The sequence below is a fragment of the Chryseobacterium sp. WLY505 genome, assembly GCF_030846215.1.
Lineage (GTDB): Bacteria > Bacteroidota > Bacteroidia > Flavobacteriales > Weeksellaceae > Chryseobacterium.
Genome location: NZ_JAVCWI010000018.1, coordinates 1 through 13,101, shown reverse-complemented (window position 1 = coordinate 13,101; position 13,101 = coordinate 1). Strand labels below are relative to the sequence as shown.

Genomic DNA, 13,101 nt, shown 5'->3' with positions numbered 1-13,101 from the left:
TTATCAACAAGAAATCAGAAGACAAAAAGAGAAATAGGTCCGTTGATACATGATAAAAAAGAGTGTTTTTTGTGGACTTAATGTTGTTTTACGGTTTATTTTACAGTGTTTTATATAATTTTTTAAAATATATTGTGTTTTTTTGTTTAACTATTGTTTTATGTTATAAAATTAGTTAAAATTGTACCCGTAAATATGTAATATAGAAATGAGAAAATTATTCAGAGATCTAGTTACACATTTAATGAGAAAAAGATAGAATTACTCCCTCACACAGATGCAGCATAGGTTGCATCTTTTTTTATGACAACTATCATTTGCCTGTCTTGGTGAACTCCCTTACTTTTGGACTCTGTTAAAAAAACTACGGAAACGATTATGATCAAAAAGATAGGAAGTGCTTTTTTTCTGGGATCTTTACTTTGGGTAAACGCACAGGAAAAGACAACAGATATTGAAAGCATTGAATTTCAGGGAAAATTTATCTCTACACCTTATAAAAGTGCCAATCAGAACATCAGTGTGATCACCAGAGAAGACATTGTAAATTCTCCGGCTAAAAGTATAGACGAAATCCTTCAACAGGTACCAGGAATGGATATCAGAAGGAGAGGAGCTAATGGGGTGCAGAGTGATATCGGTTTCCGTGGAAGTTCTTTTGAACAGGTTCTTCTATTGTTGAATGGAATCAGGATGAATGATTCCCAGACCGGACATAATAATATGAATATTCCGGTAGATCTGGACGATGTAGAAAAGATAGAAATTATAAAAGGCCCGGCAGCAAGACGTTTCGGACAGAATGCTTATGCCGGTGTTATCAATATTATTACTAAAGCTGTTCCGGGGAAAAAAGTCAGGATAAGTGCAGAGGGAGGTGATTATGGTTCTTATGGTCTTGGATTTAATGCTCAGATTGGAAATGAGAAGTTCACGAACTCCCTTCAGGCGAATTCTGCTTCTTCAGAAGGGTATATGTTCAATACGGATTATGAAATCAGAAATGTATTTTATCAGGGAAAGCTGAATATCAAAAACGGAGATGTAAGAGTACAGGCCGGGTTTTCGGAAAAGAAATTCGGAGCCAATGGTTTTTATGCTTCCAGTGCTGCTACAAAGCAGTATGAGGAAACACAGGCTTCTATCGTAAGTGTAGCCCATCAGCAGACTTTTGGAAAGCTGAAGCTTAACTCCAATGTATACTGGAGAAGAGGACAGGATATGTACCTTTATGACCGATGGAATCCGGATTTTTACCGAAACATGCACATCGGAAATAATGTGGGTGGAGAAGTAAATTCCAGCTATCAGTGGGGATTGGGAACAACCGGAATTGGGGTTGAACTGAGAAAAGAATTTTTAGTAAGCAGTAATTTGGGTGACCGAAACCGTTTTGTATCTCAGGTTTTCTTTGAACATCATTTTTCATTACTGGATAAAAAACTGAACATCAGTCCGGGAATTTCATGGGCCAATTATTCTAAGGAAGGAAACTTCTTCTATCCGGGGCTTGATGTAGGCTATAACTTTAATACTAATTCTAAAATCTACGGAAACATCGCAAAAGTACACCGTGTGCCCACTTTTACCGAATTGTATTATGTAAGTAAAACAGAGCAGGGAAATCCGGATTTGCAGCCTGAAAATGCCTTGTCATCAGAGCTTGGATATCAATATCAGAATAACAGGATTTTAGCAAAAATAAGTGGATTTCTTAGGAATTCCAGCAACTCTATTGACTGGGTGAAAAAAGACCTGAGTGATAAAGTATGGTACGCTCAGAATGTAGGAGATATCAAAACCAGAGGAATCGAAGCAGAGTGGAGCCACAGACCGACCGACTGGTTAAAATATACTGTTGGTTACACGTATATTGACAGCAAATATGAAGAAAAAGCTGGTGTGGTTTCAAGATATATTCTGGACAATCTGAAGCATCAGTTCGTGTCCAAATTAGAGGTGAAATTCCTGAAAAACTTTACCAATGAGCTTGTTTACCGCTACAATGAAAGGGTAAATCTGGGAACGTATAACCTTGTAGATGAGAAGCTGAGCTTTGCTAAAAAAGATTACTCAGTATATGTGTTGATTAACAATTTGACCAACACAACATACACCGAAGCATTTGGGGTAGGAATGCCGCAAAGATGGTTCCATATTGGTTTTTCTTATACAATCAATATTAAGTAATTGTTAATTTGAACATGAATAAAAGTTAATATTAACAAATTGTTAAAAAATATACATTTGCAAAAATTTTTTATGAAACGTCTTATAGGTTTAGGATTATTACTTGGAATATCTTTTTTTAAAGCACAGGAACATATTTCCAGCTTCAATGCAGTGACTCTGACCTATAAGTTTCATCCGAAATTTTTCCTTTATGCTGAAGGGCAGATGCGTGGTAACGAAGATTATACCTACCCTGATTATTATGAGATAAAAGGGGGATTAGGGTATAATCTTACCAAAAACCACAAACCTTTTGTGGGGCTGGGGAGATATGTTAACTATAAAGAACACAGCCTGAGCAGAGAAGAGTTCAGGGTATGGCTTCAGGACGTTATTGATGTTAAAAAAGGCATCGTAAAGTTTGAAAACCGTTTTCGTGCTGAAAAGAGCTGGTTTTATGAGCCAAAAACAGATCAGACTTCCCAGAGAATGCGTTACCGATACCGTTTGAACGTAAGTGTTCCTTTGAACGCCAAAACGATCAAGAAAGGAACTGTTTTCGCTAATGCTTATGATGAGGTATTCTTTGTCTCTCCGATGAAGCCTACTTTCGCCAGAAACAGAGTCTATGGCGGTTTCGGCTATCAGATCGATGATTATTTTGGAATCGTGAGCGGATATCTGTGGCAGCGTGAATTTGAAGCAAAAGGAAACAAAAATTTACATTTCGTTTACCTTGCGTTAAACATCAATATCGACGGAACAGACCACCATACGAAAACTTATGATTTCCCGGGTGCGGATTAATATTTCTCTATGAGGTAACGATAAGCTTTCAGATATTTATTAAATCTTTTAATATCCTTAGGAGTAAGCTCTCTGTTTACTCTTCTAAGGTCCATATTATCACGAAGATCATTCAGCTTTACAGCAACAGATAGGAGAGATCTTTCTGTTCTTTTGATGAATTCATCATAATCTTCTTCCGGATCAAGCTTTGTAAGACAGCTGATGGCAAAAATAATATATTCAGGGAATCCTTCCGATCTTAAATAATCCAGGCTGAATTCCAGTGGGTGATCCTCCACAACATCGTGCAGAACCCCTACAATCTTTTCATCCAGTGTTTTACCATAATTCATTACACGCATTACATGGGCAATGTATGGGGCATGGTATTTATCGGTTTGTCCTTTATGTGCCTTGTCGGCGATTTTGATGGCTTTATTCAGTAATTCTTCTTTTGTCATTTCTAATGAAAAATAGAGTACAAAAATAAAAAAAGCCTTAAAAACTAAGGCTTTTTTTATGAAGATTATTTCACATGATTTTATAAGCTGGTATCATCCTCTATATGAGCATGTGGAGCATTGTTTTTTACGGATTCTATTCCGTTTTCCATACCATTGTCAGATTCATACATCTGACTGGTTCCTATGATCTGTCCGTTTCCTGCCTTTAGATTAAAATAACATCTGCCGTCATTGGCTGTATTTCTTTCAAATTTTGAATCTTCCTGTGCATTGGTTTTTACAGATCCGATTCCACTTTCGCAGGATGGTTTGGTGCTGTATCCCTGGCTGGTTAAAATAACCTGTCCGTTTCCAGCTTTGAGGTTGAACTGAAAGTCTCCGTTTGTTCTTTTAGAGATAATAAATTTTCCCATGGTAATAGTTTTTAGTTTGTGTTATGTTATTTGGATGGTAGTATTTTTTTCCGGTTGACCTGAAGCTTATCAGAAGTAATCGTATTTAAAATTTTATATTGTGAATAATCCTTTGAAGGTTCTCTTAAAGCCAGATAAAGAGTGGTATCATTGGGCTTAACCGTTAATATTTTGTAAAGTTCTTTTTGAGGTTGATCGGGTTTCAGAGCAAAATATCCCGGGAATTTACCTTTAGCAATAATTTTTGTCGTATCCATCTTGGGAACAGGAAGTACATTGTCTTTTTTTTGTGCTGAAAAAGTAACGGAAATAAGGAGTATTGGAAATAATAAAATTTTCATGTGTTATGTATTTTAAAATAAAAATAATAATTTTTTTTGAATAACATTGCTAAATACCGTTAATTTCAATACATGTCATCATTGATAAAGATCAAAAAAGCGCCTCAAAAATTGAGACGCTGAATCAAATTTATGTTATTAAAGACTAATAAGCTCCTTTCTCGATATAGTGAGCGGCTACTTTTTCAGTAAGCGCTACTACATTCGGATGGTTGGTATATTTAGTGAATCTTCTTAATCCTGAAAGCATCATTCTCTGCTCATCTCCTTCAGCGAAAGAAACAATTCCTTCTTTAGCGGCAGTGATGATTTTCTCAACCGCTTTGTAAAGGTTTAACTGAGCCATAGCTGCTTCTACAGATTCAGGAGAGAAGTGTTTTTCTGCTCTTAATACTGCAGATTCTGCCATGTAGATCTGGTTAAGGATTTCAGAAGCATTCAATAATAAATGCTGTTGTTTCTCAATATCCATCATGTATTTCTGAAGAGCTGCTCCGGAAACCATTAAGAATACTTTCTTAAGGTTTGCGATAATTGCTTTTTCTTCACTCATGAATTCTGAATAATCAGGAACTTCAAATGAAGGGATACCCATCAATTCTTTACTGATGGCCATAGCAGGAGATAAAAGATCCAATTCGCCTTTCATTGCTCTCTTAATAAGCATTCCTACAGCTAATAATCTGTTGATTTCATTGGTACCTTCATAGATTCTTGAAATTCTTGAATCTCTCCATGCAGCTTCCATAGGAGTATCTTCAGAGAATCCCATCCCTCCGTATACCTGGATTCCTTCGTCTGCTGTGTGTTGAGCAAGGTCAGAAACAAATACTTTAAGGATTGAACATTCTACTGCGAATTCTTCTACACCTTTTAATTCTGCTTCCTGATGGCTTAATCCACCTGCTACCAATTCGTCAATTTTATCCTGAACGTTTTTAGCCGCTCTGTAAGAACCTGCTTCACTTACGAAAACTCCGGTTGCCATTTCAGCAATTTTCTTTCTGATCGCTCCGAAAGTAGCAATAGAAACCCCAAATTGTTTTCTTTCGTTAGAATACTGGATAGAGTGGTTTAAGATTCTTCTCTGGGCATCAAGACAAGCGGCAGCCAATTTGATACGGCCTACGTTCAATGCATTTAAAGCGATCTTGAAACCATTGTTTCTTTCTCCTAAAAGATTTTCCACAGGAATTTTCATATCATTGAAGAAAACCTGACGGGTAGAAGAAGCACGGATACCTAATTTATGTTCTTCCTCACCGAAAGTTAAGCTTTCAGGATTTTCAAGTTCTGATCTGTTGATCACAAACCCTGTAATATTTTTATCATCATCAATTTTAGCGAATAATGTAAATGTATCTGCAAATCCTGCATTAGAGATCCACATTTTCTGGCCGTTGATGATATAATGTTTTCCGTCTTCGGAAAGTTTTGCTTTTGTTTTTCCTGAATTGGCATCAGAACCAGCATCCGGCTCTGTCAAACAGTAAGCACCAAACTTTGTTCCAGCGGCTAAATCCGGAAGGTATTTTTTCTTTTGCTCTTCAGTTCCGTAAAGAACGATTGGCAATGTTCCAATTCCGGTGTGCGCTCCATAAGCTGTAGCCAGTGAACCTGTAGTTCCGGAAATATAATCACAAGCAAGCATTGTAGTCACAAAGCCCATCCCAAGACCTCCGTATTCTTCAGGAACAGCGATTCCCAACATTCCCATTTCGCCCAGTTTACGCATGGTCTCTTCAGTAAATGCATAATCTTTCTTCTCAAAACGTTCTCTTTGAGGAACAACTTCTCTATCTATAAATTCCTTCGCAGAATCACGAAGCATCTTTTGTTCTTCATTCAGTTCTTCAATACTGAAAATTTCGTTTGCAGGAATCTGTTTGATTAGGAATTCCCCGCCTTTTAATGTAGCCATATATTATTTTGTTTTTAAAATTTTTTAAGACCTTCAGATAATAGACGGATAGATGATAGATTATTAGTGGCGTCTATTTTCTATCTGTCTATTCTCTCTTTGTCTTTTGTCTTATTAGTCTTTATTTAAAGTATTCTGAAATACCATTGTTGCTTTTTGAAATTCTTCAATCTTAATTTCAAAGATTTCAGTTTTTTCATCAGATAAATATTTTCTATGATTTGCTAACAATACTTGTGTTTGTAATTCAAATGAAGAACCTAAAGAAATATCCAAAAAATGACTAAAAGACTTATTTGTCCTGCTTGAACCTTCAGCTATATTTGATGGAATTGAAATTGCACATCTGTCCATTTGATTTTTCAAACCATACTTTTCATAAGTCGGAAAAGTATCTGTAAGATCTAAAGTTAATCTTGATAATTCCATACTCATTTGCCAAATTTTACGCTTTTTAAAATTGTGCCTCTTAAAATCATTCATACATTTTTGGTGTCTTTAAGTCTATTATCTATCCGTTTATTCTCTATTTGTCTATTAAAGAAGTTCAAAAATAGAAGCTGCACCTTGCCCTGTTCCTACACACATAGAAACCATTCCGTACTTGTTGCCTCTTCTTCTCATTTCGTCAAGAAGTTGTACTGTTAGTTTTGTTCCTGTACATCCAAGCGGGTGCCCAAGGGCAATTGCTCCTCCGTTTACGTTTAAGATGTCAGGATTTAAACCTAATTCTTTTTTGATAGCAACAGATTGCGAGGCGAAAGCTTCGTTGAGCTCGATCAAGTCGATATCTTTTAATTCTAAACCTGCCTGTTTCAATGCTTTTGGAATAGCATAGATCGGACCCATTCCCATGATTCTTGGTTCTAATCCGGCTGCAGCATAAGCTACTAATCTTGCCTCAGGCTCTAATCCTAATTCTTTTACCATTTCCTCACTCATTACCATTACAAAAGCCGCTCCGTCACTCATTTGAGAAGAGTTTCCGGCAGTTACGCTTCCTCCGTTGGCAAATACAGGTCTTAGTTTTGCTAATCCGGCTAAAGAAGTATCAGCTCTGGGCCCTTCATCTACTGAAAAATCAAACTTTTTAGTCTGCAGTTTCTGGTTTTCGTCCAGGAAATTATACTCTACAGGAATCGGAACAATCTGATTGGCAAATTTACCTTCCTGATTAGCTTTTAAAGCCTTCATATGAGATTCAAAAGCAAACTGATCCTGTTCTTCTCTCGTAATATTATATTGTTTTGCAACTTCTTCCGCAGTGTAACCCATTCCCCAGTAATAATCAGGGTTTGTTTTTGCGATATCCGTTTCAGGAACCGGCTTATAACCTCCCATCGGGATGTATGACATTGACTCTGTACCACCTGCGATGATACAATCCGCCATACCAGCCTGAATTTTTGCAGAAGCAATAGCAATTGCCTCACTTCCTGATGCACAGTATCTATTCACGGTTACTCCCGGAACTTTATCGGTATTTAACCCCATCAAAGAGATCAGACGCGCCACATTAAGCCCTTGTTCAGCTTCCGGCATTGCATTTCCTACGATAAGGTCATCAATTCTGTTTTTATCTAATTGGGGTAGCTCAGCCATTAATTTTTCAATAACGGTAGCCGCCATTACATCAGGTCTTGTAAATCTTAAACTTCCTTTTGGAGCTTTTCCAACGGCAGTTCTGAAACCTTTTACTATGTATGCTGTTTTCATTTTTTTTGTTTAATTAAATTGTTTTAAGAATTTTTTGCCTCGTAGAGGTAAACTGTTCATAGATTTTTGTTTTTGCTTTTTGAGGAGCTCCGTAGGAGCGACCTGTTAATCATTAATCCATTCAAATAAATATTTTGGATCATATTCTATCTCAAATTTTGACATAAAATCCAGATATTCTTCTCTAAAAGTTTTCTTTTTATGATGTTCTTCCTGATCTAAAATATATTTTACAACAGAATCGACACTGCTTTTAGAATAAGAAAAAGCTCCGTACCCTTCCTGCCAATTGAATTTTTCATTCATCCATCCTTTTTCATTAATGAATTTTGAAGAACCTGCTTTAATATCTCTTACTAAATCTGAAACCGCAAGTGTCGGATTCATACTTACAAGAATGTGCACATGGTCAGGCATTGCAAAAACTGCGAATAATTTTTGATTTCTATTGGAAACAATACCTGTAATAAACTGATGTAATTCTTCTCTGTTTTCTTTTGAAATCAGATTTTGTCTTCCTTTTACAGCGAAAACAATTTGAATATAAATCTGAGTGTAGGTGTTGGCCATACATTAACAGGTCGCCTCTACGAGGCTTTCCAATTTTAAATTATTCATGCTATTAACAGTTCGCTCCTACGGAGCTCTCTATTAGTTTCTCAAAGGTTTCCCATTTTGCAACATGTACTGAATTCTCTCTAAAGTTTTTCTTTCTCCACAAAGCTGAAGGAAAGTTTCTCTTTCAAGATTCAATAGATATTGTTCTGTTACTACTGTTGGTTCAGATAAATTTCCGCCTACCATTACGTTAGCCAGCTTATCAGCAATTTTTTTATCGTGTGCAGAGATGAAGTTTCCGGTTAGCATCTGGTCTGTTCCTACATAGAACATTCCTAATGCATCTTTACCCAAAACTTTTACTTTTTGCTCAATTGGCTGAGTATATCCTTGTTCTGCTAATAATTTTGCTACTTTTTTAGCTTCAGCAATCTGTCTGTTTTTGCTAACTGAAACAATGTCTTTCCCTTTTTCAAGGATTCCCATATCGTAAGCTTCATAAGCGGAAGTCGCTACTTTACCCATGGCGATGTTCATGAAAGCATCACGAAGTCTGTTATTTTTAACATCATCATTGTGGAATTCTCTGGAAGTTCTTAAAGTCAATTCTTTAGTACCACCACCACCAGGAATTACTCCAACTCCGGTTTCTACAAGTCCGATATACGTTTCTGCCGCTGCAACCACTCTGTCAGCATGCATGGTCATTTCGCATCCTCCACCTAAAGTCATTCCGTGAGGAGCAACTACTACAGGAATAGAAGAGTAGCGTACTCTCATCATTGATTTCTGGAAGTAAGCGATTGCCATATTCAAATCATCCCAATCCTGCTCAATAGCCATCATAAGGATCATAGCAAGATTAGCACCTACAGAGAAATTTGCTCCTTGGTTTCCAACTACTAATCCGTCATATTCTTTTTCAGCTAAGTCGATTGCTCTGTTTAATCCGTCAAGAACTTCGCCTCCAAGAGAGTTCATTTTTGAACGGATCTCGAAGTTGATGATACCATCTCCTAAATCTTCAATAGCAGCACCTGAATTGCTCCAAAGTGTTTTGTTTTTTCGGATATTATCTAAGATGATGAATGCATCCTGACCAGGGATTTTGTTGTATTCTCCTGAATTTTTATCAACATAAATGCTTTGTCCTTCGTCATTAACTTTATAGAACGTTTCTACGTTTTTCACCCAGTCAGAAACCTCGTATCCTGCATCTTTTGCAAGTTCAATACCTTTCTGAACACCTACAGCATCCCAGATTTCAAATGGACCGTTTTCCCATCCGAAACCAGCTCTCATCGCGTCGTCAATTTTGTAAACTTCGTCAGAGATTTCAGGAACTTTGTGAGAAACATACGCGAATAATGCTCCTAAAGATTTTCTGTATAATTCGCCAGCTTTATCTTTACCACCAATTAATACTTTGAATCTGTCAATCGGTTTATCAATAGCTTTTGTTAATTCCAGAGTAGGGAAGGATGATTTTCCTTGAAGTTCATACTCTAAAGTATCAAGGTTTAATCCGTGAATTTCAGATTTTCCTTCTGCATTTTTCACTTTTTTATAGAAACCTTGTTCTGTTTTTGAACCTAACCATTTATTATCCATCATTTTCTGGATATAAGGAGGAAGGGCAAATACATCATTGAAGTCGTTCGCTTCCGCACCGCTTTGACGAACTCCGTTGGCTACCATTACCAAAGTATCAAGACCTACAACATCAGCTGTTCTGAATGTAGCTGATTTTGGACGTCCAATTACCGGACCTGTTAATTTATCAACATCAGAAACGGTAAGTCCTAATTTCTGTACATTGTGAAGAAGATCCATCATAGAGAATACCCCGATTCTGTTGGCGATGAAAGCAGGAGTATCTTTAGCTAAAACTGTCGTTTTACCTAAGAATTTTGCCCCATAATTCATATAGAAATCGATGATCTCAGGATCTGTATCATTAGTTGGGATAATCTCTAAAAGAGGAAGGTATCTTACAGGGTTAAAGAAGTGGGTTCCTGCGAAGTACTTTTTGAAATCCTCGCTTCTTCCTTCTGTAAGGAAATGAATAGGAATACCGGAAGTATTAGAAGAAATTAAGGTACCCGGTTTTCTGAACTGTTCAATCTTTTCGTAAACAGACTTCTTGATGTCAAGCCTTTCTACGACTACTTCAATGATCCAGTCAGTGTTTTTTATTTTCGGCAAATCGTCATCGAAGTTTCCGATTTTAATTCTGTCTGCAAACTTTGGAGAGTAAAGAAGTGCAGGACTTGCTTTTTTAAGTTTTTCAAAGTTTTCGGAAGCAATTCTGTTTCTTACGACCTTGTCATCTTTGGTCAAACCTTTTTTTTGTTCAGCTTCAGTAAGTTCAAAAGGAACAATATCCAAAAGTGATACTTCAACGCCGATGTTGGCGAAGTGAGCAGCGATTCCGCTTCCCATAATTCCTGAACCAAGAACCGTTACATGTTTGATTCTTCTTTTCATATGTAAATTTTTATTTGTATAAGATGATATGAGCCCGAAGGTTACATCACAATTTATTTTCTGTTATTTAACAATTCGTTTGCTATTTTCATGATCTCGGTCATCACGTCTTTGAAAGCATCCAGCTTTTCCGGAGCTATTTTTTCCATGACTTTCTTGTTGAAATTCACAACGACTTCCTTAGACATATTTCTGGAATTTAATCCTTTGTCTGTAAGTTTAATAATCACCTCTCTTTTATCAGTGGTGGTCTTTTCCTTATAGATGTATCCGTTATCTTCAAGAAGTTTGATGATTCTCGTTAATGAAGTGGGTTCAATAGCCATCTTCGGACCAAGATTGGTACTTCGGGTTCCTTCTTTGGGATCAATTTTAAGAAGTGTGAGTGCCTGCACCGCTGTGGAATCATGTTCCTGGGCTAATTCTGTGTACATTTTAGAAACAGCCAGCCAGGTCTGCTTTAAAATTAAATCTACGTTTTCTATTTTTTCTTTATTATTATCCATCATTTTTGCGCCAATGGTTTTACCCAAATTTAATAAATATTATGCATGCATAATATTTATTAACGTTAAATTTTGTTAATAGGCTGTAAATAAACGGATTAAATTGTATGATTAGCATAATACTATGCATGCATAGTATATGGATAAATCAAAGAAAACTCAGTATTAATGAATGTTTGAGACTAAATTGATGATTTCTTCAAAAGATTCACATTGATAAGCGGTGGAATCTTTAGTAATAACCCAAAAAGGGTTCTGAAACTCGAAATTAAGCTCAGACAGGTCTTTTTGGAAGTTTTTTTGAAGCAGAGAATACAGCATTTCCTTATGAAACTGGGGTGCAGAAATAAATGGCGGAATAAAAGTCTCATTAATTTGAAATAAAGAAGCATTGGTAAGTTCATCATGCTGAAGCAAAATGTCCTCCACAATCCCTGAATACAGATGGTTTTCCTTTACATACCATATTTTGTCTGCAAACTCTTTGGCCAGCCTCCAGTCGTGGGACGAAAACAGAATAAGTTTGTTCTGTTCCTTAGCCAGCTTTCTCAAGGTTTTTAGAATAATGATTTTATTTTTCTCATCCAGATGCGTAGTAGGTTCATCCAAAATAATGATAGGTGAGTTTTGAGTAATAGCACGCCCGATAAATGCCTTCTGAAGATTTCCATCTGACAGATTTTTCAAAAGAGTATACCGGTACTGATTCAGATCCAGTTCTTCAATAATATGAGCTACTTCTTCGCGGTCTTCTTTTTTTAACTCAAAATAAAAAGGGTAGTAGATGTACTTTCCGAGAGAAATAAGATCTTCAACCGTATAATGCTGTGGAATAACCGATTTTGAAAAGACAATGGCAATGTTCTCCGCAATTTCTTTTACGGAAAGATTTTTCACATTTTTTCCATTAATAGCAATCTCTCCGTGCAGTAAAGGCATTTGATGCAGAATAGATTTGATCAATGTTGTTTTCCCTACACCGTTATTACCAATCAGCAGGCATACATCACCAAGCCTTAAATCTGCATTGGCATTGGAGATTAAAGTTTTAGTGTAGCCGATATTAGCCTGTTTAATTTGTAGGTGCATGTTTCTGTTGGTTATACGTGAAGACGCAAAAATGTTTTACAAAAATAATGTTTTAAGGCACAAGGAATTTGACTTTGTGAAATTTTTATCCAGTTTATTTTATAAGTTGTTCACAATTCTTGTTACTCCGTTTTTGAAGACATCAGATTGAAAGTTGAGCAGCATACCCAATTTGCAATTTGACATTTTTAAATAGGTGAGTAATTGAGCTTTATGAGTAGGACTTATGTAGTCAACTGCTTTTATTTCCAGAATCACTTTGTTTTCAATTATCATATCAAGCCTGAAAGCGTTTTCTATTCTCAAATTTTCATAAATAATAGGAAGTAGTTTTTGTTTTTCTACAAGAAATCCTGACTTTGTTAATTCATAGAACATACATTCTTCATATACATGCTCAAAAAGTCCTGCTCCAAGCTTTTTATGAATCTTTAATCCTGTTTCAAAAACAATTTTTGAAATTTCATTTTCTGTCATTTGTGGTGTTTTGTTGAACCTAAATATAAGAATTGTTAGGGAAAGGATATTATGTCTTAAAATTTTTTATTTAAGTGTATTGTTGGGTAAGCGCAAGGGCGCAAAGTTTTTTATACAATTTGTATATTGTAAGGCGCAAGAAAATCAAAGATTTTCAGCAAGGATATG

Annotated in this window: 13 protein-coding genes; 2 read left to right on the top strand and 11 right to left on the bottom strand. The window is 36.2% G+C overall.

All coding sequences use genetic code 11. The features are described 5' to 3' along the window. Positions 1 to 378 precede the first annotated feature (378 nt). A complete protein-coding gene (locus RAH34_RS21855) occupies positions 379 to 2,190 on the top strand; it encodes a TonB-dependent siderophore receptor (protein WP_306597527.1) in 1,812 nt (603 codons plus the stop codon). Positions 2,191 to 2,262: 72 nt separating this feature from the next. Continuing rightward, positions 2,263 to 2,979 (top strand): DUF2490 domain-containing protein, encoded by a 717-nt coding sequence (locus RAH34_RS21850; protein WP_110008737.1) that lies wholly within the window; start codon positions 2,263 to 2,265, stop codon positions 2,977 to 2,979. On the opposite strand, the gene RAH34_RS21845 is transcribed toward RAH34_RS21850, so the two are convergent. From RAH34_RS21845 to RAH34_RS21795, 11 genes are all read right to left on the bottom strand, one after another. After that, positions 2,976 to 3,422: a phosphohydrolase gene (locus tag RAH34_RS21845; RefSeq protein WP_034694511.1), complete on the bottom strand. Its 447-nt coding sequence runs from the start codon at positions 3,420 to 3,422 to the stop codon at positions 2,976 to 2,978. The genes RAH34_RS21850 and RAH34_RS21845 overlap by 4 nt on opposite strands. Positions 3,423 to 3,502: 80 nt before the next feature. Beyond that, the gene (locus RAH34_RS21840; protein WP_306597526.1) at positions 3,503 to 3,838 is read right to left on the bottom strand and encodes a YegP family protein; all 336 of its coding nucleotides are present in this window, start codon (positions 3,836 to 3,838) and stop codon (positions 3,503 to 3,505) included. Between the two features lie 26 nt (positions 3,839 to 3,864). Then, a complete protein-coding gene (locus tag RAH34_RS21835) occupies positions 3,865 to 4,179 on the bottom strand; it encodes a hypothetical protein (protein ID WP_306597525.1) in 315 nt (104 codons plus the stop codon). Between the two features lie 145 nt (positions 4,180 to 4,324). Next, positions 4,325 to 6,100: an acyl-CoA dehydrogenase family protein gene (locus RAH34_RS21830; protein ID WP_306597524.1), complete on the bottom strand. Its 1,776-nt coding sequence runs from the start codon at positions 6,098 to 6,100 to the stop codon at positions 4,325 to 4,327. A gap of 114 nt (positions 6,101 to 6,214) precedes the next feature. Beyond that, complete coding sequence (locus RAH34_RS21825) at positions 6,215 to 6,583, bottom strand: four helix bundle protein (protein ID WP_306597523.1); 369 nt, start codon at positions 6,581 to 6,583, stop codon at positions 6,215 to 6,217. Positions 6,584 to 6,637: 54 nt separating this feature from the next. Beyond that, entirely contained in the window at positions 6,638 to 7,816 is a 1,179-nt protein-coding gene (locus RAH34_RS21820) for an acetyl-CoA C-acyltransferase (RefSeq protein ID WP_114822156.1), read from the bottom strand. A 105-nt stretch (positions 7,817 to 7,921) separates the two neighbouring features. Continuing rightward, positions 7,922 to 8,386: an IS200/IS605 family transposase gene (gene tnpA / locus RAH34_RS21815; protein WP_114822155.1), complete on the bottom strand. Its 465-nt coding sequence runs from the start codon at positions 8,384 to 8,386 to the stop codon at positions 7,922 to 7,924. An 81-nt stretch (positions 8,387 to 8,467) separates the two neighbouring features. Beyond that, complete coding sequence (locus RAH34_RS21810) at positions 8,468 to 10,861, bottom strand: 3-hydroxyacyl-CoA dehydrogenase/enoyl-CoA hydratase family protein (protein ID WP_114822154.1); 2,394 nt, start codon at positions 10,859 to 10,861, stop codon at positions 8,468 to 8,470. Between the two features lie 53 nt (positions 10,862 to 10,914). Further along, complete coding sequence (locus RAH34_RS21805) at positions 10,915 to 11,367, bottom strand: MarR family winged helix-turn-helix transcriptional regulator (RefSeq protein ID WP_034694513.1); 453 nt, start codon at positions 11,365 to 11,367, stop codon at positions 10,915 to 10,917. A 165-nt stretch (positions 11,368 to 11,532) separates the two neighbouring features. Continuing rightward, positions 11,533 to 12,456, bottom strand: a complete 924-nt coding sequence (locus RAH34_RS21800) for an ABC transporter ATP-binding protein (protein ID WP_306597522.1) — start codon at positions 12,454 to 12,456, stop codon at positions 11,533 to 11,535. Positions 12,457 to 12,555: 99 nt separating this feature from the next. Next, a complete protein-coding gene (locus RAH34_RS21795) occupies positions 12,556 to 12,933 on the bottom strand; it encodes a GxxExxY protein (protein WP_306597521.1) in 378 nt (125 codons plus the stop codon). Positions 12,934 to 13,101: the final 168 nt, after the last annotated feature.